The sequence below is a fragment of the Pseudomonas sp. TMW 2.1634 genome, assembly GCF_001703595.1.
GTDB lineage: Bacteria > Pseudomonadota > Gammaproteobacteria > Pseudomonadales > Pseudomonadaceae > Aquipseudomonas > Aquipseudomonas fragi.
The window spans coordinates 2,309,463-2,335,968 of the sequence record NZ_CP016849.1 but is presented as its reverse complement, the minus strand read 5'-3'; the positions used below and the strand labels follow the sequence as shown (position 1 = coordinate 2,335,968).

At 53.2% G+C, this 26,506-nt stretch carries 22 protein-coding genes and 2 pseudogenes; 11 read left to right on the top strand and 13 right to left on the bottom strand.

Features of this window, described 5'->3' with window-relative positions; translation table 11 throughout:
- Positions 1 to 564 precede the first annotated feature (564 nt).
- Complete coding sequence (locus BFC21_RS11110) at positions 565 to 2,982, bottom strand: DUF262 domain-containing protein (RefSeq protein WP_162939317.1); 2,418 nt, start codon at positions 2,980 to 2,982, stop codon at positions 565 to 567.
- The gene (locus tag BFC21_RS11105; protein WP_120266136.1) at positions 2,979 to 4,775 is read right to left on the bottom strand and encodes a DUF262 domain-containing protein; all 1,797 of its coding nucleotides are present in this window, start codon (positions 4,773 to 4,775) and stop codon (positions 2,979 to 2,981) included. Before BFC21_RS11105 ends, BFC21_RS11110 begins: the two co-directional genes overlap by 4 nt.
- A 444-nt stretch (positions 4,776 to 5,219) precedes the next feature.
- Here BFC21_RS11105 and BFC21_RS27190 point away from each other — a divergent pair, with 444 nt between their 5' ends.
- Positions 5,220 to 5,591 (top strand): hypothetical protein, encoded by a 372-nt coding sequence (locus tag BFC21_RS27190; protein ID WP_162939316.1) that lies wholly within the window; start codon positions 5,220 to 5,222, stop codon positions 5,589 to 5,591.
- A 28-nt stretch (positions 5,592 to 5,619) separates the two neighbouring features.
- Here BFC21_RS27190 and BFC21_RS11100 read toward each other — a convergent pair whose 3' ends face one another.
- The 5 genes from BFC21_RS11100 to BFC21_RS11080 are packed head-to-tail and all read right to left on the bottom strand — an operon-like array spanning position 5,620 to position 10,300.
- Positions 5,620 to 7,191 (bottom strand): conjugal transfer protein TraG N-terminal domain-containing protein, encoded by a 1,572-nt coding sequence (locus tag BFC21_RS11100; RefSeq protein ID WP_120266135.1) that lies wholly within the window; start codon positions 7,189 to 7,191, stop codon positions 5,620 to 5,622.
- Positions 7,192 to 7,205: 14 nt separating this feature from the next.
- Entirely contained in the window at positions 7,206 to 7,556 is a 351-nt protein-coding gene (locus BFC21_RS11095) for a hypothetical protein (protein WP_120266134.1), read from the bottom strand.
- A gap of 10 nt (positions 7,557 to 7,566) precedes the next feature.
- Entirely contained in the window at positions 7,567 to 8,988 is a 1,422-nt protein-coding gene (locus tag BFC21_RS11090) for an integrating conjugative element protein (protein ID WP_256557646.1), read from the bottom strand.
- The gene (locus BFC21_RS11085; RefSeq protein ID WP_120266132.1) at positions 8,934 to 9,872 is read right to left on the bottom strand and encodes a TIGR03756 family integrating conjugative element protein; all 939 of its coding nucleotides are present in this window, start codon (positions 9,870 to 9,872) and stop codon (positions 8,934 to 8,936) included. Before BFC21_RS11085 ends, BFC21_RS11090 begins: the two co-directional genes overlap by 55 nt.
- Positions 9,869 to 10,300, bottom strand: a complete 432-nt coding sequence (locus BFC21_RS11080) for a TIGR03757 family integrating conjugative element protein (RefSeq protein WP_177342584.1) — start codon at positions 10,298 to 10,300, stop codon at positions 9,869 to 9,871. Before BFC21_RS11080 ends, BFC21_RS11085 begins: the two co-directional genes overlap by 4 nt.
- Positions 10,301 to 10,650: 350 nt before the next feature.
- Here BFC21_RS11080 and BFC21_RS11075 point away from each other — a divergent pair, with 350 nt between their 5' ends.
- On the top strand, positions 10,651 to 11,601 hold the full coding sequence (locus BFC21_RS11075) for an antitoxin Xre/MbcA/ParS toxin-binding domain-containing protein (protein ID WP_120266131.1): 951 nt from the start codon (positions 10,651 to 10,653) through the stop codon (positions 11,599 to 11,601).
- Positions 11,602 to 11,751: 150 nt separating this feature from the next.
- On the opposite strand, the gene BFC21_RS11070 is transcribed toward BFC21_RS11075, so the two are convergent.
- Both BFC21_RS11070 and BFC21_RS11060 read right to left on the bottom strand, forming a co-directional pair.
- The gene (locus BFC21_RS11070) at positions 11,752 to 12,036 is read right to left on the bottom strand and encodes a DUF3077 domain-containing protein (protein WP_095022937.1); all 285 of its coding nucleotides are present in this window, start codon (positions 12,034 to 12,036) and stop codon (positions 11,752 to 11,754) included.
- 454 nt (positions 12,037 to 12,490) lie between these two features.
- Positions 12,491 to 13,177, bottom strand: coding sequence for an SOS response-associated peptidase family protein (locus tag BFC21_RS11060; RefSeq protein WP_120266130.1), 687 nt, complete (start codon positions 13,175 to 13,177; stop codon positions 12,491 to 12,493).
- A gap of 151 nt (positions 13,178 to 13,328) precedes the next feature.
- On the opposite strand from BFC21_RS11060, the gene BFC21_RS11055 reads away from it, so the two are divergent.
- Positions 13,329 to 13,757: a LexA family transcriptional regulator gene (locus tag BFC21_RS11055; protein ID WP_120266129.1), complete on the top strand. Its 429-nt coding sequence runs from the start codon at positions 13,329 to 13,331 to the stop codon at positions 13,755 to 13,757.
- Complete coding sequence (gene umuC, locus BFC21_RS11050) at positions 13,747 to 15,027, top strand: translesion error-prone DNA polymerase V subunit UmuC (RefSeq protein WP_120266128.1); 1,281 nt, start codon at positions 13,747 to 13,749, stop codon at positions 15,025 to 15,027. The genes BFC21_RS11055 and umuC overlap by 11 nt, the downstream gene beginning before the upstream one ends.
- A 44-nt stretch (positions 15,028 to 15,071) precedes the next feature.
- Here umuC and BFC21_RS27795 read toward each other — a convergent pair whose 3' ends face one another.
- Positions 15,072 to 15,311, bottom strand: coding sequence for an ATP-binding protein (locus tag BFC21_RS27795; RefSeq protein WP_162939315.1), 240 nt, complete (start codon positions 15,309 to 15,311; stop codon positions 15,072 to 15,074).
- Between the two features lie 370 nt (positions 15,312 to 15,681).
- A complete protein-coding gene (locus tag BFC21_RS11040; protein WP_120266126.1) occupies positions 15,682 to 16,326 on the bottom strand; it encodes a hypothetical protein in 645 nt (214 codons plus the stop codon).
- Positions 16,327 to 17,066: 740 nt separating this feature from the next.
- Here BFC21_RS11040 and BFC21_RS11030 point away from each other — a divergent pair.
- The 3 genes from BFC21_RS11030 to BFC21_RS11020 all read left to right on the top strand — a co-directional run bounded on the left by BFC21_RS11030 (position 17,067) and on the right by BFC21_RS11020 (position 20,893).
- On the top strand, positions 17,067 to 18,728 hold the full coding sequence (locus tag BFC21_RS11030) for an ATP-dependent endonuclease (RefSeq protein WP_088377639.1): 1,662 nt from the start codon (positions 17,067 to 17,069) through the stop codon (positions 18,726 to 18,728).
- Positions 18,729 to 18,738: 10 nt separating this feature from the next.
- Positions 18,739 to 19,893 (top strand): UvrD-helicase domain-containing protein, encoded by a 1,155-nt coding sequence (locus tag BFC21_RS11025; RefSeq protein ID WP_256557645.1) that lies wholly within the window; start codon positions 18,739 to 18,741, stop codon positions 19,891 to 19,893.
- A 400-nt stretch (positions 19,894 to 20,293) separates the two neighbouring features.
- The gene (locus tag BFC21_RS11020; RefSeq protein ID WP_120266124.1) at positions 20,294 to 20,893 is read left to right on the top strand and encodes a hypothetical protein; all 600 of its coding nucleotides are present in this window, start codon (positions 20,294 to 20,296) and stop codon (positions 20,891 to 20,893) included.
- A gap of 99 nt (positions 20,894 to 20,992) precedes the next feature.
- Here BFC21_RS11020 and BFC21_RS11015 read toward each other — a convergent pair.
- Positions 20,993 to 21,754 (bottom strand): annotated as a pseudogene (locus tag BFC21_RS11015) (transposase); the annotation flags it as partial.
- 8 nt (positions 21,755 to 21,762) lie between these two features.
- Positions 21,763 to 21,909: pseudogene (locus BFC21_RS27790) on the bottom strand (IS30 family transposase); the annotation flags it as partial.
- Between the two features lie 302 nt (positions 21,910 to 22,211).
- Between BFC21_RS27790 and BFC21_RS11005 the strand changes: the two are divergent.
- The 4 genes from BFC21_RS11005 to BFC21_RS10990 all read left to right on the top strand — a co-directional run bounded on the left by BFC21_RS11005 (position 22,212) and on the right by BFC21_RS10990 (position 26,505).
- The gene (locus BFC21_RS11005) at positions 22,212 to 23,018 is read left to right on the top strand and encodes a shikimate dehydrogenase (protein WP_120266123.1); all 807 of its coding nucleotides are present in this window, start codon (positions 22,212 to 22,214) and stop codon (positions 23,016 to 23,018) included.
- A 229-nt stretch (positions 23,019 to 23,247) separates the two neighbouring features.
- Positions 23,248 to 24,048 (top strand): IclR family transcriptional regulator, encoded by an 801-nt coding sequence (locus tag BFC21_RS11000; RefSeq protein WP_095026740.1) that lies wholly within the window; start codon positions 23,248 to 23,250, stop codon positions 24,046 to 24,048.
- Positions 24,049 to 24,314: 266 nt separating this feature from the next.
- Positions 24,315 to 25,658 carry an aromatic acid/H+ symport family MFS transporter gene (locus BFC21_RS10995; RefSeq protein ID WP_120266122.1) on the top strand — a complete coding sequence of 448 codons (1,344 nt, stop codon included), beginning with the start codon at positions 24,315 to 24,317 and terminating at the stop codon, positions 25,656 to 25,658.
- Positions 25,659 to 25,695: 37 nt separating this feature from the next.
- A complete protein-coding gene (locus BFC21_RS10990; protein WP_120266121.1) occupies positions 25,696 to 26,505 on the top strand; it encodes a sugar phosphate isomerase/epimerase in 810 nt (269 codons plus the stop codon).
- The last annotated feature ends 1 nt before the right edge of the window (position 26,506 follow it).

Below are 26,506 nucleotides of genomic sequence, written 5' to 3'. Positions count from 1 at the left end.
CTCAATGGAAAAGCATCATTAGCAGCGCATCATTTTTTAGGGGCAATCTGCCATGAAGTCCCAATGGCAACAGATACTGAAGAGTCTGGAATTTTATAAAAATAGGAGCTTTCTCGACTCGCCGTCGGTGGGTTCCGGCTAGGGTGTGTGTAATTTGGTTGAAGTCAGTACTGAATTTGGTCACGAGTAATTTATACGGCTCATTTGAGCGAAGCAGGGTGCCCTTTGCCGTATCAAGCCCTTTCGGGTAGGGCTTTTACCCTTGGGATCCCTTCCATTCGCTTGAAGAGACCCTTTCCCTTTGGGCTGGCCATTTCAGGATTCGGTTATTTGCAGGCCCAGTTAAGAGATATAACGCTCAAGGTTTGCGTCTTGAACTTCGGTAAAACGACTGCGCTCAAGGCCCTTTAGTACAGTCGTAATAGCCAGGCGCAGGGCGGTCACTTGTGCGCTTTCTTCAGACTCACGCCGCGTTCTTTGCGGCGTAAGCACGGTGTTGCGATTGATCTGTAACCGTTTGGCCAAGTGACCTGCCTATGTTCTATCTCTCCGTTTAAAAGATCATTAAGCCAAGGCTGATTGCGCCTCCAGGATTCTAATCTCCTTGGCCATGGCGCACAGAGTGGGCTGAATTCGCTCTCGTGCGACCGCTAGAGTGATGAGTTCCTTTTCAACCTCAAAACTGAAGGTCTCGACCAATAGTTTTTCCAGGTCAGGTACCGGTTTTAGCGATTTTCGAGCGAGTTGAATCCTGAAACTTCCTGAGTCTGAATAGACCAAGGAGAAAACTTCGAACCCCTGAAATGTGAGGCCCAAATACAGGCTCGGCTCATACTCGGTGCCACTGACTGTCTCATACTCAACTAGTCGCAGCGGCAAGAGCTTTTTCTGCATCTGCTTCGTTCCAAGTTGGGCGTACAAGTGATAGCTAAACAGTTCAGCGTGCATCCCGCTCATGCGGCTTTTCTTGAGCATGTAAATATCGTGCTCATCCCAACGCAACGCATGATCACCGCAATAGTCGAACACTGCGGGCGTATCCACCATGATCTGGCGCCAAGGCTCAAGGCCGTCGGCATTGGCAATCATCTCGTCCAGTTGGCTTTCAACGGAGGCATCAAAATCGATCAGATCCAGCAGATTTTGCAGAAGTGAGCGCGCTTTCAGCACATTTTCTCCGGTACCTCCGCGTATTAGCCGTTTCCAGCTAGCCTGCTCTGACGCCGAGTTGACCAGGAACGAATAGTTGGATCCGCTGAGCAAAAAGTAGTCGCCCAAAGATAGCAATGCTCGTTCCCAGCGGAAGTCCGGGAGGCTGATAAGGCCGCGCGTGTTGAACATTTTTCCCGTCTTGTTCAAGTATTCGCAAAAGCGACGCTGTAGATGAAGATGCTCGCTAGGGACCCAATGCTCAAGCTCGGACTCACGTCGCTTTGCCAGAGCTCCACTGAACTCCAGCAGAAACTCGATCTGGCCCTTAAAGTATCCATGCTTCTCTGCGCGATCGATCAGTTCGCGCCAACCACTATGGGCAAGTAGTAGTTCGGCCTTGAGCTTTTCTTCACTGACCTGCTGCACGTAAAAGCCCGCAGTGGGTTTTTCGCTGTTGGCGAAGTGGCTGAGAATGTCGTTAGCATGCGGTAACAGGCCCGACACGGCCTGCAAGCTACGTTGCATGTCGGCGGGGCGTTCGTAACTGGAGTTGATCGACAGGTTGTAGATCAACCGCATCCATTCCAGTAGCGCCTGTGGGTCGACCTGCGCGCCTTGCTTGTCCGCAGCACGCAGGAACGAGACGTAGGCAAACAGCTGCACCAGGTCGGTGTAAGCAATGGTCGCAGGATCGCTGACCAATCGCTGGAACACGGCCGCTTCGTTGAAGAATGGATTATCCGACAGAATCGGGGTGAATCGATTGTTCTGAGCGCCCCAAGTTTCCATCAGGAGCATAAGGGTGGCGGAGAAGTCGCGCTCAAGCCATTTGCCCTTGTGGTACAGGGCATAGTTTGATTTCAGCAGCTTGCTTCTGAAAGTGCTGATGTCCTCCAGGTAGCCCGGATCTTCCGGATCGCGGCAAATAAAGGCTACGCCATGGAAGAAGTTCATGATTGCATCGTCGTAGAGGTTAGTTTCCTTGTCGCGGTATACCCAGAAGAAGTCGGCCCAGCGGTTATCCATACGGCGAGCAAAGAAGTCAGCGACGGTGAAGGTTTGTCCACTAATCTCCCGAGTCTCGTCGGCAAACTGATCCTTCAGCTCGTGCTCGAAGCGGGCCTTGAAAGTTTCGAAGGCTGTCAGCGGTTTGCCCCGGGCATTCATCTTGATGTACAGATCGTCTGACAGTCCGAAATGGTCGAGGTCAAGTAACTGGAAGGTGATCACCGGTTGCTGTTCGTCCATCAGGCGTGCGTAGGCGCCCGTGACGTTGGCGAAGTGCTCATGAATGGCTTGCAACATGATTAAGCACGACTGAATGGTTGGGTCCAAACGCCAGTAGCGGAAATACCATGCCTGGTTGGTGATCAGGTTGGCCAATGACGCGTCATCGGCTGCTTCGCGCGCCGGCCAGAAGTTGACTAGTGCATCGAAGAACTCTGTGCTGCTTGGGCGCACGAAGTAGGAAAACCGTGATTTATTGCCTTCGCAAAATACCTGACGGAACTCAGCCTCACTGTTGTCGCGCCAAGCCAAGTACCAGTGCAGCAAGAACAGGGTGGTTAGTCGCTGTTGGCCGTCGAGTGGCTGAAAGCGGGTAGAACCGTTGGTTTCGACGCTACCGTAAATGAAGTCCAGGTTCAGGGGCAGGGCACTGTCATTCTGCGCCAATGCAAATGCCTGCTGCAGACTGCCGAGAAACTCTTCGCGAACATCTTCAGCGGCAGGGCGACCTTGGGCGTAGTCACGCTGGATCATCGGGATCTGGATGCGTTGGTGGCGGTTCATCAACTGCTTCAGGGTGATCTGGGTGCCAGACTCGCTCATTGGGAAATCTCTCGTGTTGCGCTGAAGAAGCCCACCAGGGCGCGGGTGATTTCGGCCAGGTAGGCCTCGCGATCGTTCTTGCTCCAGAACATCACGTTGTCGACCTGTGGGCTGTAGCATTTGAGGAACACATTGCGAGTGCACAGTGGTACGAAGATCCCCGACTGGTCGAGGGCGAGCACGGCTTTGCGCTTGACTGCGAACACGGCATTCTTGTAACTGCGATTAGTAGCTTTATCCAGCAGTGTCAGGTTGGAGATGCCATTGTCTGTCGGGGCTTCATCATTCTCCTGGAAGAAGGCCAGCAGCTTTTTGTACAGCGCCTCAAAAGCTTCATTTGAATCGGCTTTCTTTGATTGTTTGATAAAGGCATTGATGCCTTTCAAGAGCTGATTGATCTGCGTTGCCTGTTCTTCGCTATTTTGGGCTTCCAGGTAACCTGCGCAGAGGTTTAACCAGCTCAACTGGTCATGTAAGCGCATGGGGCGGCTTGAGGCGATTGAGCGTACATGTTCGATGTCCCACTCACCGTTCTTGAAACTGTCGAATTGGAAGCGCAGATTTGAGCGCGGGCTGTCCAGCAGGGTGGCCAGATTGAATAGCAGCAGGAGCGAGCGAATTTTCGATGTATGGCGACCGTATTCCAGCTCTTCCAGACCGTCACTGATACATTGGTGCAGCGCTTCGGGTGTGAAAGTATCGAGGTCTTCGTGGCTGAAGGTGCGGGCAAATACCTCTTTTCGCAGCTTGCGTTCAAAAGCGCTCTTCGTGGTCTCCAGGGAAAGTTTGCATATAGTGGCCACATCCATGTCCTGGTGGATCAGAAACCCGACAATATGGTAGAGCTTGCGCTCTTCAAACCACTCTTCCAGCATCATGAATGTCTGCTTGATACGCAGCCATTCCTTGGCGGTCGCGCCGCAATCCTTTAGCTTCTTGCTGTATGCATGGAAGATGCTGTGCTCGTCCTGGTCGGCATCGTTGTCCATGCCGTCAGTTTTGGCGACCAGTTCGAACAGCAGGCCAATACGGTTCTGCGCTCGGCCCTGCTGATTGCTCAGGAAGTACCAGAAGTCGTCCGCCTGCAGGGCTTTCTCCAACTGGTCCCATTCGTAGGCGATTCTTAACTGTTGGGCGTCAATTTCTTTTTCGGTTGTATCATTGCGCTTGAGAAATAGAGCGCGGATCAGTTCGTCATCGGTCAGGGCAATTTTGCCCACATTCAGGCGGGTGAAAGCATCCACAGCATTGTCCTGGGCTGCCAGCTCGAACCAAATGACCCGGGTTTTGTTCAGCAGTGCCAACTTGATCTCATCCACTTCGTGAAAGTGTTTGCGGAACCACTCCTCAATCGTATTGATGGCATCAAACAGGTAGAAGTAATCGACATTGCTGTCGGCGCCGGCTTTGCTTGGCGCGTCAAGAAATGACAGTAGTTGCGGGCGGGTTTCGTAGTCCAGGTTGAAAACTGGAAAGCGAAATTTTTCAGTCTGTCGCTCATTGAAGTGCCGAAGTATCAACAACACAGTGGTCAGTCGCTGTTGGCCGTCGACTACCTCAAACCGGCCCTGCTCGGTGGCCTTGATCACTAGCGGTTGCAGGCAGTAGAACTCTTCCGGCTGCGGATTGGGGCGCTTGCTGAATTCACGGATGTCCTCTAGCAATTGAGTCACCTGCAGAGGCTTCCAGCGGTAGCCGCGCTGGTAGGCAGGGATCCAGAACTGCGTCGGATTGCCATGCTCATCGATGAGCAGTTCGTGAATCGGTTTGAGGCATAAATCGGAATGGTTCATTCGAATCCTTTCGGGGCGGCACTGTGCAGTGCGGCAGAGCGATAAAGGCTATTTGCCATTATTATGCCCTTGCGTGGACGGCAAAGCAGCAGGCGGTATCGTGCTTCAGTTCAATATTTTCGATCACAGCGCCCGGTTCAAAAGCTTTTTTGATTGCCGTATTTTTTGAGTCGCTTGAAGGGCTGCCAGGCAGAGGCTAGTCAAGTCCGTATTTGTGCATGATTTCGTTGAGCTCTTGCTCGCTTGGAGTGGCACAGACCTAAAAGTACCAAGGTAGGATATTTCCTATGTATCTGTGGGATTGGTCTTTTGTCGTCTTAGCGTCTGCATCCCTGGTTTACGGATAGGGGATTCAGTGCCAGTTTTATAGCATTGTGGATGCTGCCCTCCAGAACCTGACCTGTAGCTTGGCAGTTTGTCCTTGGGCCTGAAGAGGGAGTTGATATGAAGTCAGTCAACGCAAATGAGGTAGGGCGTGACGCTTTAAAACACCTGAAAAGGCTTTATGCCTGGGTGCCGCCAAGGCGGAATACTCCGATCGCCAGAAAACTAAAGTTTTGTGGGTTTCTTTCGATCATCGGTTTGTTTTTCTATTTTTTCGGTGTCTGGCTTATAAATTTGATTGTTGCAGCTGTTCTGATTGTAAGTGGTCTGGTACTGGTGGTTTTGGGTGTTATTACTCAGGCCAATAGTTCTCCAGCGTTTTCTGGTAGCTCCAAACTATTTGGAGATGAAGAAACGGACAGCCCATATGGTTTTGACGCATATGGAAACCCATTAGAGGCTGGCCAAAGCTCACAGAAATCTTACGACTGAAGGCAAGTCCCAAGAAAAGTTATAGATGTCATTTAGGCGACCCTTTAGCCGCAATTTTGGCACCCGATACTATGTGGTCGGCCCCTTTGCTTCCCGCCTCCTGCGCTTTTTTCGTTCCGCCTGCCAATCCACTAAGAACATCGCCAGCTTTGACACCGGCCCATCCCAGCGCCGTAACCCAGAATAACGGCATGATGATAAACATAGCCCCCATGACATAGTTCAGAACCACATCTTGCGCTGTATTAAGGGTGCCTAGCAGCGGGTCCAGGTTTTTGTATGGGGAACCTGATCCATACAGCGTATTAAGAATGGTGCTGTCCAGCCAGCGCGCCAACTGGAACCAGAAATCTACGAACATCAAGGCGAAAAACACCACTGTAACGGTCATGGCTGTTTGTAGCTGAAATGCTCCAACGATGAGAATCAGTGGTATACAGATCACCAAGGCCATTTTTAAAAAGGCCATGACCATTGGCAGTGCTTGGCGGACGATATCCATAGCCGGGAAGTAGGCAGCGGAACCAACCCCAACGCCGATGTAACCTGCGGAGCGTGTGAGCGCTCTTGATGTTGGAGCCCAAACAAAGGCATCGTTTTGGAGATAAGCAGCGCCTATATCCCCTCCGTAATCTGTGTAAACATTTCCGCCCACTTGTTGCCGTGGGGACACTACTTCGCGAATGACCGCCTCTTTGACCTCATCTGTCGATAACCACTTCGCCCAGCCCAAAAATTGAGTCATCAAATCCGGGTCCACTTGGGCTTGTACTCGATCTTTGAGTCCGATGTCCCCGTCCGACCACCATTGCTTGCAAGTGGGGTAGCCTCCGCCTCCAGTAACCTGAGGTAGTCCTGCATCACGCGTTGAGTCATATGGCCATGGGGTTCGCGGGGATCTTGAGTAATCCGTATCGTAGTAACCGGCCGTACTCAGGAAATACTTTGAGCCAATCCAGCCCAAATCACGCAAGGTTTCAGTTTGGCTTGCCACTGATCCAAGATTTGGCTGACGCATAAACAATCGCGCCCGCGACGAGCCGTAACAGTCGCGAGTAAAGTCTGCGACCTCTTGAGCCAGCAATGGGTTGTTGATGCGGGCGTTGTTGACGTCCATGCGCATCTGTCGAAGGTCAGTACCGCAGGGGATGGCCGCCACGGCGCCGCTGGTCGTCGCCTTGGAGAAAGCGTGCATAAACCCCCACCACACTGGCATCTGTGCGCTCTTTCCAGCCAGAGTGCTAAATGACGCTGCCCATCCAGTGTTTTGGGGTTCGGGCAATTGGTATTGGCATTGGCTGGCACGGGACTGATCAAAGGCCAAGGTATCGAAGCCGACATGTATCACCGGTACACCGCACAGCATAACCACGATATAGCCGACATAAACGTTGGTTTCGATACGCGCGAGAGACAAGACACCCTTGTTGCCTTCATCCGCACCTTCACCTCGGACCTTCAGCCACTCGCGCAACACAATCACGGCAAAAGGCACTGCAAACAGGCCAGTGTCTTCAATCATTCCCCAGAGGCCGTTATTGATCAGCCAGCCGACGAGGGTCAGGTAATACTCCAGGTAGTCGTTGGTGTAGAGCGTCATTTGTTTTCTCCTCGTTACCTGGTGGCCTTGACCAACTCGATCATCAGCAGCAAGAGAATCATCAGGGTTTCGATCCGCCGTACTTGTTTGTGCTCGGGCGATGAGCTGTTGAGTCTGTGGCGGGCCTTGAGCTTTAACCAGGCAACAACCAGTACGCTGTAAAGAACCAGGCGCCAGATCAGCAGATAGCCGTAGTTCTCAACTCGCCAGGCTTGCCAGCGCAGAAAGTCCTCGGGGTCGCGAAAGAGCAGGGGGCCCAGCACAATCACCAAAGCGCTTAGGGCGCACAGAACCAGAAACCCAATGCCTGCGATCCGAAAGATCAGGCTTAGAAGGGCGGTTTTGGATAAGGGTTGATCTGCCATCGCCATATCCTCAGCGCTGGCCTTGAGTCGGTGTTTGCAATTGATTCAGCCGATCTGTTTCAGGGTCGCCCTGGAACACCCCGCGTGAATTTTCGGTTCTGGCCTTGCCCCGGGCAATAATCGTCATTGGCGAGTTATTAGCGAGTTGCTGGCGCAGATCGAGCTCAATCCTGAGGTTGTCAATTTCCTCCTGCAGAGATGACTTCTGTTGGCTTACGGCCTGCAGAGCCAGATCGTTGGCTGCGACATTGGGCTCGCGGCTGCCGGCGAGCAGAGTGCGTTGCAGCAGCAGGGCTTTTTCCAGTACATCCGAGAGGGCCACTTCCGAGGCCAGCCGGCGAGCCAGCACGTCTTGATCGCGCTCATCGCGCAGCGCCACAATCACTCCGCGTGTAATGGGCAAAGAATTGCTGCTGGCCGCGCTGAGGTTTTCTGCCGACATGGCCTTGCTGCCAGTGATCAGGTCCTGAAGGGCTTTGAGCTTGGTGTCGTAGGTTTCCTGAATCAGCGGCGTAAGGCCCACACCCGCTGAGGTGACTGTTTTCGGGCAGTGGGTGCAAGTCTGCTGCTGTTGCTCGCCCAGCACGCGATTGGCGAAGCTGGTGGCGGCTTGCGGTGACGACCACACATTGCACACAAAGCCATTGCGGCAATTGCCCGAGCTAATGGGCGAGCTGTCTTCGGAGGAGCGACTGTTAAGCAGGTTGTAACCTGCCTTGGTCACATCGGCGACGATATTTATAGGCTTTTGACCAGAGCCACCTGCACGGTCGCCACCAATCCAGGTCACGCCGTCATCTCCACTTTTCTTCTCGACCTGTTCTACGGCCGAAACGGCATCGGTATTAGTGGCCAGCGTTTTACTCATGCTTTGGCCTTCAGCCAGCGTGCCCCAGCCGGTTTGATTACCTGCGATATCCGCCATTTTGTTGGCCAAGGCCTTACAGGATGATTTGGAGCGATCAAAGTCGAGCCGGGCTTGCAGGATGCCATTGGTGATCAGGTTATAAAGTGCCGGATTGGCACGTTGTAAAATCAATGCGGGTAACGAAGCGACTGCGCCCGTGGCGTTTTGCACCACCGTGCTCATGATGTTTTGAAACCCGGAGGTCACGCCGTTTAACTGGTTCTCAAGCGTATTGTTCAGGCTCATATTTCCGCAGATCAGATTGCTGTTCCAACCGCCGCCCACTGCGATGCTGTCCATATTCCCGGCGCTGCCCATCGTCACCGCGCTGCCGCCGCCGATGCTGTAAAGCACATCGTCACCGATGACACTGCCGGAGGAAGAGGCGCCAATGGGGTCGGCTGCAAAAACCGCCGAACTTGCGAGTGCCCACGCCAACCCAAGCCCTCTGATAACCAGCTTTAATCTGCTCATTGTTGGAAGTCCGTACTGCCGAGAAAAGTTTGACCGCGCCGCTGGCAGCACGAATAAGGCCGCCACAGTGCCCAGGCATAGCCACCGTCTTCTGCCTGGATCTGAACGTCACTATTGGGATAAACAGCGCAGGACTGGCTCGTGCGTGGTGTCAGCTCTTGCCATTTACCGGTCTTGGCGTCGCCCTCGACCAGCTCACCAGCTGGCCAATACCCATCCTTGGCCTTGGCCAGCATGGGTAAGTAAACGTGGAGCTGGCCGGAGCGCGTGGTGATATCACCCGCCCGCTGGGCAATCACAGCCCCCGTTTTGTAGTCATCCGACTGATGCAGAAAGCCACTGCGTGGGTAAAGGTTGCCCCATAGATCCACGGTGACCATGCTGCCGACCTCTCTCCGTCCGGGGATCAATGCTTCGGGGTAGACAGCTTCGGGGATGCCATATCGCCAGGCAATCGGGTCAAGCGTGCTGACGAAGTAGGGCACCAGAGGCAGTGTCGCGCCCTGACAGGCATACCCCGAAGCACTGGCAAATTGACTGAACGTCGCGCCACCTGGGTGGCCAATCACATCTGCTTCCTTGAACTTCAAGGCGGCGTTTTCGCCGACGTGATTAGTGGTCGCGTCATTGCCAGCCTGAGACAGAGGAGTAGGTGTGCCGAGCACCGACAACTCGGTCCACGGATTCGCCCCTGTATTGGAATACGCCGACACCACCGCATCCGGCACGTAATGGCGCACCTTGGTGGAAGTTTTCACCTTGCAGCCGAACGTCGTACACAGCAGCCAGTAGCAGATTCCGACCACTTTGTACTCAAGGCACTGTGGCGAGAGCGAGGAGGCAACAATGGCAGCCGAGTTGATTGATGCGAATGCGCTGAAGGGCAGGTTGCAGATAAGGGCCAGCGAGACCGGGCGCAGCAGGTGGCGGCTCATTGCGGCTGGCTCCTGGCGCGGTTGATCAGCTCCAGGGCCTTGGCCACATCCGGTTCGCCATAGACCACATAACGTCTATCAACGACCACGGCCGGGATTTTTTCAATGCCCATGTTCCAGGCATCGGTTAGAGCTTGTTGGGCTTTGGCGAGGTCGGATTGCAAGCGTTTGCCGGAGGGGCTGTTAAGGCGGGCGTGGATGATTGCAGCAGCCTGTTGCGGATCTGGGGGGAGGGCGCGGGATAGTTCGGTTTCGAGGTGGTGTTGTTGGTCCAGTAACACGATGCGTGCATCGATAGCTGCAGATACTGTGTGAGCCTTATCTGTATAGACCAAGGCCTCGGCCAATGCAGCGGCGGGTAGCATCAGCAGTACGAGCAGTAAATGCTGGCATCGTAAATGGATGTTATTGAGGAGAGCATCGCCCATGGTACCGGCCCTGAAGTGTTTTCAGGCACAGCAAACCGTAAGGTGGGTAATGTATGCAGCAGGAAATAGATTTTTGAACGCAGTAGCAATTTTGCTGTTACGAAATAGCAGGTTTGTCTATGTTGAAGTAGGTGGTATGGATAGAGGACACTCCCAAGATTGCCAGATAATTTTTGGCACGGCTGCCGCCTCATGTCTAACGCCCGCTAATCAAATTTTGTTGTGCCGTACGCGCTATTGCGCAATAATTCGCTCAACAACTAACCCTCACGACCGGTATGGCTTGACCATTTGGTTGGAGGGGGAAAAAGCCGGCGCTAGCCGGTTTTTTCGTATCTGGAGTCTGGGAAATGCAGGGATTGCCTGAGCTAGAGCCTCTGCGCACTCGCATCTATATCGATGGATATAATTTTTACTACGGCTGCCTAAGGGGAACCCCTCACAAGTGGCTTGATCTGCTGCCCCTCTTTGAAAACCACATCCTGCCGTCTGCTCTGCTCAAGGATGGTGATGGCCATATACGGCAATCAGCTTTGCTGCCTTCACCTTCGATCAAGTTTTTCACCGCCAAAATTATCGAGTCCGTTGCCAGGTCTACTGACTCTGTATCCTCCCAAGCCCGTTATCACACGGCTCTGCGCAAGTTGCATGACGGTCGGATCGAACTGATTGAAGGCTACTACGCTGTCAATAAGATGAAGGTTAAGGTCGTCGATGCCGACGAGCCTAACCGGCCACCTCGTGAGTGCAAAGAGGTCCAGGCATGGAAGGTTGAGGAGAAGCAGAGTGACGTGAATCTGGCTCTGCAGGTGTATCACGATGCGATTACGGGGCAGATTGATCATGCTGTCATTGTCACCAATGACACTGACATTGCACCGGCGTTAGCCATGATCAGGGCACATACTCAGGTGTTGATGGGGGTGGTTGTTCCTACGACTGACCACACGCGGCCCCCCAATACAGATTTGGTAAAGCTGGCGCACTGGACTCGTCGACACATCAACTCCAGCGAATTGGCTGCTTGCCAGCTGCCCAGAGTCATCCCAGGTAAACGCCCAACCATCAAGCCGGATTCCTGGTATGGGCAACCGGAATTACTTAAAGAAATAATGGAACTCGCGATCCCTGTTCGTGGAAGTCGTGCATCTGCCTACAAATGGATGGAGCAGCCGAATCCCTACCTGGACGGTGAAATCCCGATTGAGCTTGCTGAGACAGTCGAAGGAGCGGCCCGTGTTCTGGAGTACATTCGGAGCTGGATCTTGCAGCAAGACCAATCTGCAGCCCCAGATGAGTAAAGTTAAGTCGGGGGGGTGTATCGTTCCGATTGTCCCCCCCAAACATGTGCCTTCAAACAGATATCCAGTTCCTGGATACGATAGCCATGTTGCAAAGTAGTGATTTTATTTCAGGTTACAGTCGGCCGTCAGCGCATTGAGTGCTGACACTCAAATGCGAGTGTCCTGCACCTGCTGTAGCCCCAGCGTCACATCATCGATCAACGCTTTTGCCATCTCGCTGAGATAGTGCGAGGCCCATCGCAGCGTTTCGTTGCCATCGTCCATGGCGCCCAGGAACGAAAGCGTATTCACGCAGTTCAAGATCAGCGACGCGTGCTGCAGCGCTTCTTCGCCAGAAACACCGGCGTTGACGCTGAACAGGCGCTGACTCTCAACATTGCACTTGCCGAACGAGGCTCCACCAACCGTATGGATCAAAGGTGAGGCGTTCATAGGCCACCCCCATTCCTATTGAGCATGCGGGTGTTGGCCATCGGGATGTAGCCGGGTGCGATGGATGCCGTGAGGCTGCTATCGGTGGGCAGAATGGCGCGTGCCATTTCTGGATCAACAGAGACGTAATTTTTGAACGGAGTGAGAGTGTGCATCTGGCAAATCTCCTATTGGTGAGGAGCTGCCACGAACCGCCGTCAAACGATTTAGGGTGGCAGCTGTGCGCAGGTTGACGGACCGGGACAATAGGAACCCGGCAGACCCGAAGGTCTCCCACGCACAGCCGCCATAAAACGGATATGCGGACGCAAAAAAAGCGCCTGCAATCTTTATGGGGGCGCCTGTGCGCCTATTGTTTACTGGGCCGTCAAACCCGTTCGCTGATTTTGCAGCGACTGCAAAAGGTTACCCCTCAGGTTTCGAAAGTGCAACTGCGCTCCCACCGTAGCTACCCTCAAAGCGGCTTGATCAGCTCAGCCCCGTGATTTCTTACATTGCCTACGGCTGTGCTCACCGGATACCACTCAAAATCCTTAGTCGGCTGGCAGCATGCCAAAGCCAATTCTTCAGCTCTTCGTGCATCCAGATCGCTCTCCACCCACTCCCGGGCATGCTCAGGCGCAAGCACCACCGGGCGGCGATCATGAATATCGACCATCCCCTGATCGCTGGCGGCCGTGATAATCACGAAGCCGTCGTCTTCATTTGGCTCCAACCCAGGATGAACCTGGGCCAGCGCGGCAAAGAACATGGGGGCCTGGCTTTTAAGTCGAATGAAATAGGGCTGTTTCTTCTTGGGATCGTCCGGATCCTTGACCCACTCATACCATCCATCGGCCATCACCAGAGCCCGCCCGTTGGGCCAAAGTTGCTTGAAGAACTTGCCCGTGGTGACGGTTTCCACCCGGGCGTTGATAGGATCAGGACGCTTGCCCTTGGCCCAAAAGGGCGCCCAGCCCCAGCGCACCGGATCTATACGCAATCCGTCTGGCACCCCGTGAAGGATGTTCACGCGAGTGCTGGGCGCGATGTTGTAGCGGCCAATGGGCTGGTTGTCATAACCGCTGACGAGCTTGCGGTCTGGTGCCAACACTTCCAAGTAATCAGCGATGCCCTGGGACTGCACAAACCTTCCACACATGGTGATCACCTCTGACAAAGACAGTGCTGCTCAGAGCGTAGCTTCATCGTGCCGGGCGCTCCTCCTGTCAGAAACATCTGTCGGAAATATTGACCGGATGCGTCCTACAACGTTAACTGTATATACATACAGTTTATTAAAGGCATGCGTCATGAGCTTCACACTCTTGGGTCCTCTTGCTGAAGGCGGGGTTCGTTTACCGCTGTGCTCGTTCAAGATTCCAGCCGGGTTTCCGTCACCGGCAGCGGACCATATCGAGAAAGTCATTTCGCTGGACCAAGTGCTCAACGTGCGTGCGCCCCATGTTTACCTCGCGACTATCGATGGCGACAGCATGCAGGGCATCGGTATTTTTTCAGGGGATCTGGCGGTCATCGATCGCTCGATCGAGCCCGTTCACGGGCATGTCGTGGTGGCACTGCTGAACAATGACCCGATCTGCAAACGTCTGTGTATCCGTGGGAAGGATGTCATCCTCAAGTCTGAAAACAGCAAATACCCGGACCGGCATGTCATGGAGGGAGACGATCTGTCGATCTGGGGGGTGATTACTCACAGCGTGCGCAGCCATGGTCACTAAACCCAAACCGGTTTTCGCCCTGATTGACTGCAACAGCTTCTATGCCAGCTGCGAGCGAATATTCCGACCTGACCTGGCCAAAGTCCCTATCGTGGTGCTGAGCAACAATGACGGCTGCGTCATCGCTCGCAGTTACGATGCCAAGCCCTTTGTGAAAATGGGCGAGCCCTATTTCCAGATCAAACAGCGCCTCCAGCAGCAGGGCATCGTCGCGTTCTCATCGAACTATGCGCTGTATGGCGACATGAGCGAGCGCGTCATGAGCTTGATCGAGTCCATGGTGCCGGCAGTGGAGGTGTACAGCATCGATGAGTCCTTTGCCGACCTGACCGGCATTGCGGATGCCAGCGCCATGGGCAGGGAGTTGCGCGCCAGAATCCTCAAATGTACCGGCATCCCCGTGGGCGTCGGCATTGGCCATACCAAAACCCTGGCCAAACTCGCCAACCACACCGCCAAGCGCCTTCAAGCGCACACCGGTGGCGTGGTGAACCTGTGTGGTGACCATGAGCGCGACTGGGTGCTGCGCAATACGGCCGTGTCTGAAGTCTGGGGAGTAGGGCGCCGTATGACCGCTCACCTGGAAGGCATGGGCATCAAGACCGCGATGGACCTGGCCAAAGCTGATCCGTGGTCATTGCGTAAAAAATTCAGCGTGGTGATCGAGAAAACCGCTCGTGAGTTGTCTGGCACTGCCTGTCTGGAACTGGACGAACCTGACCCGCCAAAGCAGGAAATCTGTTGCAGCCGGATGTTTGGCAAGCGTCTGACCGAACTGGCACCGATCAAAGAGGCCGTAGCCACTTACATGATGCGTGCCTCGGAAAAACTGCGCGCGCAAAAATCCTACTGCAAGAAAGTCAGGGTCAGCATACGTACCGGCATGTTCAACCCGGACGAAGCGAAATACGCCAAAGGGGTGATCGTGACACTGCCATACCCGACTGATGATGTGCGCCTGCTGACCAAGGCGGCAGTCGATGCACTGGAGCATGTTTTTCAGCCCGGGTTCAAGTACAGCAAGGCTGAGGTGTTGCTGCTGGATCTTCGTCAGCCGGGGGAGTTTTCTGATGATTTGTTTGCGGTGAATCAGCCCGCCGAAGCGTCCAGGGTGATGGCGGTTCTGGATCAGATCAACGGGCGCTGGGGCAGGGGGACGTTACGTGCCGCCAGCGTGCCGAGCAAGCCGGACTGGGGTATGCGGCGGGAGATGATGAGTCAGAGCTATACGACTAGGTTGGATCAGTTGTGGCGGGTTTCGTGCCGGTAAGCTGGTCTACCGAAATGGGCTGAAACGAATACATGTTGTCCGATTTATAAGGCAGCAATGGGCCTTAGGTGGGCGCCCAAGGGGCAGCTTATTGCCCCCCAGAATTCAGTCGCGAAGATGATTGGGTTGTGCATGGTGAGCGCACCGAACCACAGCACTGACTTCTGCCAAATGCGTGCGCAGTCGAATATCGTCGTCTTGCCGACTCCATTTTCACCTATTAGCAAGTTAAAGCCGGGTTGAAATTCGAAAGTTCGTTGTTCGAACTGCCGAACCTTGGTCATGGTCAGACTGTGTAAATGCATAGCCGTGATAAGTCCCTGTTTCTCGGTATATCGGAAATTCAGTAACGACGTTCGTCCCGCTTCACGTATGACCGAACGTGCGTCAATCTAACTGAACGCCCCCTGAGTTGCCTATGGCTAGTCTCGAGACCTTTCATAAGCTAGAAACTCGGCGGATTCTCCGCGGCGCTCGCAGGTTGGGAATACGCCGCCCTATCAGATGTCATGCTTGACCTGCCCCGCGCCCCAGGGGTTTGAGCCTTGGGCATTGCCACGGCTAAGGTCTCTTTAGGATCGACAACAACCTGTAGCGTCAGATTGACTAAATCGCTCAGCGTGTTTAGCCGTTGAAGTTATTGTAAACCCCTGCTTAAGACCCGATTTGGAGGCCCAGCATACTGCGCATATCGGCCTGATATTTTTCGACGCTCCGCCAACCTATGAGGGATGTAACATTGCTCGCGTAGCTTGTGAGCCTTGAGTTTTCTAAATCGAACGCTGGATCATGTGCGGATGAACTATAGCCATGTGCTTCGGCCAAATTCCGAAAAACGCTTGCGCTGGCATTTCGAAGTTTGGGGTCATTGAAGTGAGTGTGCTGATTTCGAGCCGCATATACGATCAGGCCTAGAGGTGTACTTCGCACTTCCCGTCCCACGCAGAACTTCGCTAAATACAAGGGGATATGGGGGGTCCAAGCGTCGGGAACTTGAGTGTTTTCTGAATAAATTTCTAAACCCTTTTCTGCGATTTGTAGTATCGCGCCGCATATAGTGTCGAGGGCAAATGTCTGGGCGCGAAAAGCTTGGCGCGCAGCTTTTGCCTCATCTAACGCATCTGCATTTTCAATGCACCACGCAGAATACTGCGCGTCTTGCTCCGGCCCGTAGGGCAGCCCGGATACGAAAACGGGCTTTATTCCAACCCGCAAAGTTTCGAGATAGCTGTCCACTGCATTAAACAAATGCCGTACGGCGCTTTCTGTCCTTTCAAGGTAATCTTCTGCATTTTTCATTGATCAACCCAATGCTTTGATGGGATTTAATTGAGATGCTTCTGCGGGAAAAGTGTACTGGAGGCCGTTCGCTTCCGGTATGAGAATTATGAGCCTGGGTACGAGGCAATGAGTTTCCGGCTTGGATCAGCGCGCTGGCTCCGCGTGGTGTCAAACTGACGCCTTGTAATGCAACACTAAACGTTGGGTGTCCGTTCTTAGCCGATTCTATTGAAAAAGTCGGCCATGGTTTCCACGGCAGAAAAGTACGCATTTGTGATTGAGGTTTTCACTTTGAGCAGAGGCTTCTGGCCTCAGATTTTGCTTAGCCGCGCGCAAAAATTGCGTTTTCAGCAGTCAGTACATGGGCAGCCTGGAAGGACCGACTATTTTCAATAGAATCGGCCAGAAGGGGTCGTTTTTGCGCATACGCTTGTCACGGTGCTTGGATGTTAAACCTGTTGAGTTTTAATTGAGCGGGCTCCGACGGTAGCAATACGACGTAGGCCAATTGCAGTGTCCTGCCTCCTGCCTCCTGCCTCCTGCTTTGATTTATCATGCAAAATGCAGATGGCAAACGCAATGCATAACTTCAATCGAAAAGCCTTTCTTCACTGTTTACTTCAGGCGTCAACACTTCCTAACACTAAATGGAGTGCCTGCTTAGTGGCTGCACTGGACAAGGTGTCCACGACCCTATAGCGTGAGCTTAATGGCCTAACGCCATAATGTTCTTCGCTGTCTCATAAGGATTTGAAATCGTGCACATAGAATCGCTACGCCTGATCAACTTCAAAAAGTTTAAGGATCAGACTTTTGACTTCAACGAAGACGTGAATATTTTCGTAGGTGATAACAACGCAGGCAAAAGCACGATACTGGAGGCTTTGGAGATCGTACTCAATTTTCAGTATCGCGGTCGGCCATTCAATAGCGAGTTTTCCCCTGATCTATTCAACGCCGAGACAGTCGCTGCGTTCCGAGGTTCGCCAAAAACGCCAGCAGACTTACCGATCCTCGTGATCGAGGCGTACATGAAGAACGTGCCTGATTACCGCGGTGCGAACAACAGTTTGAAAAAAGATGCTCAGGGGGTTCAGATCAAAGCCAGCTTTGATCCAGATTTTACTGATGCCTATGACGCTTACCTAGCCTCAGGTGCTGCGATAACCAGCATCCCAGTGGAATTCTACCAAGTTGAATGGATGGATTTTGCCTGGAATGTTATCAAACCGATGACCAAGCAATTTAGAGCGCTTTACATCGACCCCACTCGCATTCATCCCACCTTCGGCAAAAATCAGTACATTTCGAATGTGCTTAGCACCGCACTCAGAAAGGACGAAGAGTACCGTTTGAGCCTGAACTACCGTGAGACCCTCCAATCCTTTAACAACACAGATGAGGTCACCACGGTCAACAAGGATTTGGATTCCGATAACAGGATCACGGAAAAGAAGCTGACCATCGCTGCCAATACCATGCCCGCAGGCGCTCTCCAGAACGCTCTGCAACTTGAAGTAAATGCCGTACCGTTCCACATGATAGGCAAGGGTGAGCAGAGCAAGGTGCAAATCAAGCTGGCCCTGCACAACAAGTCAAAAGACATCGACCTGGTAATGATGGAGGAGCCGGAAAATCACCTTTCGCATGTCGAGTTGAGCAAGTTGGTGCAAGACATCGAGGATCAGCGAGACGGCAAGCAGCTATTTCTGACGACCCACAGTTCCTATGTTCTGAACAAACTGAGCATCAATAAAATCTGCTTGCTGCATGACGGATACAAGAGACTTCACCTCTTGGATAATGTGGTGGTCAAGACGCTTAAGCGGCTACCAGGCTATGACACGCTCCGTGTCGCGCTCTCGAAGAAGGTGGTATTGGTCGAAGGCCCCTCTGATGAGTTGATCCTCAAAAAGATATACAGAGACACTCACATGGGGCGACTGCCAGAGCAGGATGGGATCGATATCATTGTGGTACGTGGCGTCGGGTTCAAGACGTTCATTGCGATCGGCAAAGAAATTGGTACCGCGATCAATGTCCTGCGTGATAACGATGGCAATTACGAAAAGAACGTCGTTGAAGCACGTAAGGAATACATGGCTTTTCCAAACATAAAGCTGGTCTCTTCAATAAATGACAATGAGTTTTCGCTGGAGCCAGCCATGATTTTAGCAAATTCCATATCTGAAAAAGAGTTGCAGGCATTTGCGGAAATTGTCCTCTCCACCCAAACCTTCAATCTGCTCGCTGCCAAACCTACCTTTGCTGATAAGCTCGAGTTTATCGTGGAGTGGTTTAGAAGCAGTGACGGCGACGGCAAAGGCAAAAAGAAAGTTGATTCAGCCATCAGGGTTTTCGAGACTGATAAGCCATTTAAATATCCAGTCTTCCTGGCTGAGGTACTGCACTTTGCTTAATAAACTCTGCATGGCGGGTGCCGGTTCAGGCAAGACTCACAAGGTCATTATCGAATCAATCGCCGAAATCGAGCGCGGGGGCAAGGTTCTGGTGGTGACCTATACGACAAGTAATCAGCAGGAACTGAGACGTCGATTTCTGGAGGTCTTTGGTACACACAGTGATCGGTTCGTGGTCAAAGGTCTGTTCTCCTTTTACCTGGAAGACATGGTGAGGCCGTATCAGCAGGTATTGTTCTCGCGGCGGATCGATGGCATCTGCTTCAACCAGCGTAATCCCCATATGAAGCCAGATTCAACGTTTATGATCCCGGGGCGCGCGGAGCAACTGGACGATAAGAGTTACAACCCAAAACACTTTCTGTCGTTATGCGAGACCAAGGCACACACGGGATTTCTCGCAAAACTGGCGAGCAGGATCATGAAGGCCACGAAAAACTCTGCTGCAGTACGACTAGGGGAGATTTACACCCAAGTGTTCTTTGATGAGGTCCAAGATCTCATTGGGTGGGACTACGAGGTGCTGAAGGGGCTGAGCAAAGCGATGCCGACACCCATCACATGCGTGGGAGATTTCCGGCAGACGGTGTACGAGACGACGTTTGGCCAAAAAGCACCTAAAACGGCAGCTGACAAGATAGCTGCCTTCAAGTCCATGGGCTTTGTGGAGGAGGCATTGGTGCTCAACCGGAGATGCATTCAGCCGATTTGTGACGTTGCTGACGCAGTCCACAAGGGCGCATATGAGGCGACGGAATCCGCGGTTAAAGAGACACCACCTGAATTTGCCCATCACCTCGGCACCTTCATAGTCAAGGAGTCGGACGTCATTGAATACATCAAAGTGTTTGACCCTATGGTGCTGCGCTGGAGCGTAACGTCCGGGACGAAGCTTCTTCCTGCCCAAGCGCGATGCTACAACTTTGGAGCGAGTAAAGGTCTAGGTTTTGAACGGGTGTTGGTGCTGCCCGCGGAAAGCCAACTGCACTTCGTCCTTGATGGCCAAAAGCCGTTTCCGGCGAAGGACGAAACAGCTCAGAACAAGATGTACGTCGCCATCACGCGCGCGCGATTCAGTCTTGGATTCATTGTGCAAGACAAGAAGGCCGAAGGCTTGCGTTTTCCGGTTTGGACAGCTGAACCGCAAAAACGAGATCATCTATGAGGTCTATGCAGACGGTTTACACTCCGCCGATGAGAACCTTGAAAAAGGTCTGTTATCAATTGGAAGTCATTCCCCTTGAGTCCAGCAATTGAGAAGTCACAGGGCCTGCAAGGCCGCACTGATGATATCGGGATGCGCATAAAAGGAATGCCTCATAAGGCGCGACAATTATGACCTTGTGACAGGCTCGGCTTGCAGCTCTAGATCGAAGTCTAGCGACGGTCGAATTCATGCCGTCGCTAGCCGCCCCAAAGGGGGCATTCGTCTCGTGAGTCAGTGGCCAAAATGCTGAAATCAGCCCAAGCAGACGTTGCCCATAATTCCATTTATGGGCGTGGCGATCCGATCTCTAGAACTGTTTAATTTTGAACTAGCAGCTATTTAACACAGGTATTTTGAAATGTTTAATTTTTTCAAAAAAAAGAAGGTCAAGGATGCATCGTCACCGGACGATACAAGACCAGCGCCAGTTTCTGCGATGGTTTCGAAACCAATGCACGCTTTAAATAATATGACAGGAGCTGAGCTTGCAGAGGAAGGTTTGCGGCAGATTGCCGTAGCTATCAAGAACAACGCTATCAAGATTGAGCCGGGGCGAGTCTATCCAGACGTCTATGCCCATGGTGACAAGCCTGAAGGCGTTGCGCGGCTCACATACGTTATGTTCAGCCCTACTGTTCAGAACGAGGTGATGGCTCGTTGCACCATTATTTTTGACTCTGTGCGAAAAGGTATTGCTACATGGCAGGTTGACTGGGCTGTTGCTCAAAATTATCGCAACAACAATTGGGGCAAGACTATTGCACTTAAAGCTCTGACCGAGTTCTGTAATGGGATGCAAGACAAGCTTTCCGATGGGTTTGCCATCGAGGCAGTGGTAGATGAAGGCAATGAAGCGTCTATAAAAATCGCAGAAAGCTTGATTGGCAATGAAAAAGTTATTTTTAACAAAGACACTGGAAAGAATGTTCATACATTCTTACGCCATTTCGAGCTGTAAATCGCGCCGCCAAATACAAAAATAGGGGGCACCCAGCCCTTTTTCATTCTAGGAAACATTAAAATAAGCGTAACCGTCCGGGCATCCCATCTTGCGCAACTAAGCCGGTTTCCAACGATGCGGCAACAGCTCCGATATCACTTGCCCGCTGCGTGGGCAGGCGAGTGAAAACGTCCTTCAAGTAGGCGTAAAGATCATGCCCATTGAGCTTGGCAGACTGGATCAAGTCTCATCAGCGCAGCAGCGCGTTTGCCACTGCGTAACGACACTGCGAAGAGCCAGTTCATTCGTCCAAGAGCCCAATGCCAGATTTGGTTGTCGCACCAATTGTCAATGGGTAGAGTCCCGTAGCTAGGGCTTTAGTAAGGACTTTCCTCTCAAACACAAGTCCGCGCTGATCGATCATCCAGGCATGTAAGGTTTCCATCAGCGGAGCTGCTTTTTCCTGACGTATTCGTCGTCGCTCATCAGGCTCAAGGTCTCGAACTTCGCGCTCAACCTCGTATATCGCAGCGATGTACTGCAACGCCTGCTCCACGAGGATGCTTTTTTTGGTGGTGTGTAACTCGTAAAACTTGCGCCGGACATGGGCCATGCAGCCGATTTCAGTCACGCCAGAGCAAAGCTGGCTTTGTAGCCGTCCTAGTCGTCGCAGACCAACTTGCCTTTCCAGTCGCCAAAAAGTTGCGGGCATACTCGCCCGATCGACCAGGGCTGCAGTTGCACACCGTAGGTACCAACCCACTGGGCCAAGGTTGTAGTGATGCCTTTATCAATGACCGGCGCGGGAACCGGTGCTTGGATCATGGTTTCGCAGTCGTTGCAGACCCACTCTCCACACACATGCCGTTCAACGCTGAACCATTCGCTTACGATGCAACAGATGGGCTAAATCGTTCAGCGGATGTTTCGTAGTTTAGTGTCTTGCGAGGACGGCTATTTAGCTGCCTTACGACAAGGTCGGTTCCTTTAGGGAAGCACTGCGTTAACAACCGGTTGGTGTCATTGCACGAACCCAGCCGAGCAGCTCGTGACTCTGCTGACATGACATGGGAAAAATTACCAATCGATCATGGATTATTGTTCAAAACGGAAGCGTAGGCCTGCATCAGCGCTAGCTAAAAGGAATCAATTATTTTATTGGAATAGTATTCCACTATTGATATGGTAGGTTTTTACCGCCGACCCAGGCACTGCGTAAAGCGCTGGCTCTGTGCGCAACACGTGATGCTCATTCGTCAATTAGCCGGGCCCACATCGCCTTCATCCCAGGCGGATAGTAGCCGGACAAAGCCATGGAATACCCTAGGAGAACGTGATGTCTGAGTTTTTGATACCCAGTCCTACAGGCAATACCCGATTTTTTGCGGTTGTAGGTGATCCGGTAATACAGGTGAAGGCTCCACAGTTACTGAACAAGGTGTTCGCCGAGGAAGGCGTGGATGCGGTGATGATTGCGGTGCATGCGCGGCCTGAACAGCTCGCGACCGTGATTCGCGGCCTACAAGCGATGGAAAATTTTTCTGGAATGCTGATTACCATTCCTCATAAGTTTGCCGCTCGTGAATTCGCGGATAAGGTAAGCCTCGCCGTTCAGGTATCCGGCAGCACCAACGCATTGCGGCGCAACGAACAAGGAGTGTGGGAGGCTGATAACTTCGATGGTGCAGGCTTTGCCCTGGGCATGCAGCGCAAGGGATACGAACTGGCGGGGAAGCGTGTCGTAATGGCCGGAGGAGGTGGTGCGGGAAGTTCGATAGCTGCAGCATTACTGCAAGCAGGAATAGACCGGTTGTATCTGCAAGAACCGGATACGGTTAAAGCCCAAGATCTGCTCGCCAGGTTGGATCAACATTGGCCAGGGCGTTGCGAGGTTGCTCAGCCGCAACACCTTAAGTTAGTCGACATTGCCATCAACGCAACGCCGTTAGGGCTTTCGGATGAAGACCCACTGCCTATTGATCTCGCCAACTTGTCTGCCGGAGCACTGGTGGCAGATATCATCATGCAACCCGTCGAGACTCGCTTGCTTCGCGAGGCGCATGCGGCGGGCCACCCTGTGCAGCCAGGGAGCTACATGCTCAATGAGCAATTAGGCTGCTACAAGACGTTTTTCGGGATCTGAGTCCCTCGCGACCATGATCCTCGGCACTGCCGTGATTACCCTCATTTGTGCGGCCCGGTAAACTGACAGCAGCGTTGAGTGATTTTCTGCGTGGCAATGAATCATGAGCTACCGCAGCGAATGGCTGAAAATTGAGGCGACGCCCTTGGTTTGCAGCCTCGTAACGATTGGAATAGTATTCCAATATATTTTCGTCGGGAGCTTATCTCTCACACGCTAAGGAACAACAATGAGTAATGCGCTGGAACGCGGCCTGCACGCTATTGAGCTGTTGGCCGGAAAAAGCACCGGGCTAGCCCTTCAGCAAGTGGCTGAAGCCTTGGACATTCCGCCGAGCGCTACTCACCGCATGCTTAATTGCTTGGTCGAACAGGGTTTTGTGCGCCAAGACCATCAGCATGGCAATTATGTTCTTGCCCTCAAAGTAGTCTCGCTTGCATTTAAGCACCTGTCCCAGAGCAACATAGTCGACCTCGCCAAACCGATACTTGATCGCCTCGCCCGCCTGTCCGGTGAACTCGTGCGGTTGAGCATTGTAGATGGCGATAATTTGGTATGGATCTCCAAGGCACAAGGCACGCGCTCCGGGCTGCGCTACGACCCTGATTCGGGGGCCGAAGCCAAACTCTGTTGCACAGCCTCAGGACTTGCCTGGCTGAGCAGCTTGAGCAACGAACGCGCACTGGAACTGGTTTACCGTCAAGGCCTGGCTAAACCCGGTGAATATGGACCTAACGCAGCGACCACAATCGACCATCTGCTCAAAAATCTGCAGCTCGCACGTGATCAAAGCTATGCCTCAGTCGACGAAAGTTTTGAAATTGGCGCGGCGGCGATGGCAGCGGCGATCCGAGACTCGCAGCATCAGGTTATTGGCGTCATCAGCATTGCCGGCCCAAGCGTTCGCCTAACCCCTGAGCGTATGCAGACCCTCAAAGCGGCGTTGCTCGAAGCGGCTGATGAAATCACCGCAATCAACCTGGACAGTCTTCCCAAACTGTCGACTCTGACCTCCAGAGGCAGCGAATAGGACGACTGATCGGTCACTGCGATCGAACGCGGCCTGTCGTCCCGACCTGGCCGCATCCTCAAACGAAACCTTGATATCTAGCGCTTTTGCACTGCGCAGGATTCCTGCCGAGCAAAAACACAAATGGAATGTATTTTGTTTGTGGAATGACATTCCAATAATGATAGTATCATCGCCACAATTCTCGAATTGCTTTCGGCACCCTCAGAAAAATGCCATGGCAAAGAAAGGCATTTTGATAAAAATAAAAAATACAGGAGTCACCTATGTCGAACTCTTCAACCCTCGATGTCAGCACCTTTATGGACTCAAGAAAGATGAGCGCCAGGCAATGGGTGGTGCTGTTCCTGGGCTTCATGGTGCTGGTCTTTGATGGCTTCGATACGACGTCGATCGGTTTCATCGCACCCGCACTGATCGATGACTGGGGTTTGCTGCGACAAGACCTTGGGCCCGTGATGATGAGCGGCCTGCTCGGACTGGCTTTCGGTTCATTGACCGTCGGCCCGTTGGCTGATCGTTTTGGCCGCAGGCCAGTGATCATCGGATCAGTACTGCTCTTCGGTTTCTGGAGTCTGGTTTCGGCTTGGTCCACCGGGATTGTCAGCCTGACAGTGCTGCGGTTTCTAACCGGGGTCGGTCTGGGTGCATCAATGCCTAATACCGCGACTCTGATCTCCGAATTTGCGCCCAAGCGTTATCGCTCTCATATGGTCTCGTTCATCTACTGTGGTTTCGCTTTTGGTGCGGCCTTGGGTGGTTTGGGGAGTGAGTGGCTGATCCAACACTTTGGCTGGCGATCAGTGTTGGTGGTCGGCGGTGTACTGCCTATCGCCTTTGCCCTCTTGCTGGTATTCAGCCTTCCGGAGTCCATTCGCTTTCTGGCCCAAAAAAGCGCTTCAAAGGAGCGCCTGATCAAGGAGATCAACAAGGTTGTCCCGGGCTTGGCCAACATCAGAACCCAATTCCATAGCAGCGAAGTGTCGATCAAGGAGACAGGTAAGGTCAGCGCGCTGTTCGCGTCCGGCTTCAGCCTTGGTACCTGCATGATCTGGGTCACGCTGTTCATGGGCCTGCTGACGATGTACCTGTTATCAAGCTGGCTACCGCTGCTCAGCCGCGATGCCGGGCTGAGCATGGGTGAGGCGGCACTATTGGGCTCGTTGCTGCAGATCGGCGGGATGCTGGGCAACTTCACCGTAGGCATGAAGATGGACCGCTGGGATCACCATAAGGTGGTCGGTCTGACGGTGTTTGGTGGTGGCGCCTGCGCGGTACTCATCGCACTGCAGCAGCCGACGATGCAGGTCCTCTGCCCGTTGATTCTGCTACTGGGCTACTTCCTCAATGGCGTCAACGTTGGTGGCTACGCGCTGGCCGCCGGATTCTACCCCACCCAAATTCGTGCCACCGGGGTGTGTTGGGCGACCGGTATCGGTCGGCTGGGTGCAATCAGTGGCGCTGGCATCGGCGCGCTCATGCTCGCCGCCCAGTGGAATTTCAGCCAAGTCTTCATGTTCCTCGCCATCCCTTCCCTGATGGGCGCCACGGCGCTGTGGATCAAAGGCCGCAAGCGTAAAACGCCGGCGATTCTCACTGCAACCCACTAAACCCAGTGCGCTTTCAATCCCTCTATGGAGACATGCCATGCATGCCAGCTATTCAATTGCCCAACTCACCGCTCTCAATTTCAGTCCTCCCGAAATGATCGATCTGGCTGCCCGCACCGGCTATGACCAGGCTGGTGTGCGCCTGCTGCCGGTGGTTCCAGGTGCTGTGGCCTATTCATTGATGGATGACAAACCCATGCTGCGTGAAACGCTCGCGCGGATGAACGACACCGGGGTGAAGGTATTTGATCTGGAGATACTTCGCCTCGATGTGCAATTCGATGTGCAACGTTACCTGCCTTTTTTCGAGGTCGGTGCGCAGCTCGGGGCCAAGGCCGTACTGGTGGCCGGCTACGATCCGGAACAAGGCCGACTGATCGAGCACTACGCTCGGCTATGCGAGGCTATGCAGCCCTTCGGCCTCTCAGCAAACCTTGAATTCATGCCCTGGACGGCCGTCAACGACCTGGCCTGTGCACTCCATATTGTTGAACAGGCCAACCGACCCAACGCTGGCATTCTGGTCGATGCCTTGCACTTTGATCGTTCCGACAGCCGCTTCGAGGATCTGCAACGAATCCCTGCTATGTGGCTGCACTACGCACAAATATGCGATGGCCCTGCACTACGACCGGACACCCATGAGGGGCTAATTCACGCGGCTCGCTGCGAGCGCTTGTTACCTGGCGAAGGTGCCATCGATCTGGCAAGGATCTGGCGCAACCTCCCGGCTGAGGTTCCGCTCAGTATCGAAATCCCGCATGACCGCAGGGTTGCACAAGTGGGGGTGGAGACGTGGGCCCGACAGGCATTGGCCGCCACCAAGGCAATCATTGAGCCGCTGTAAA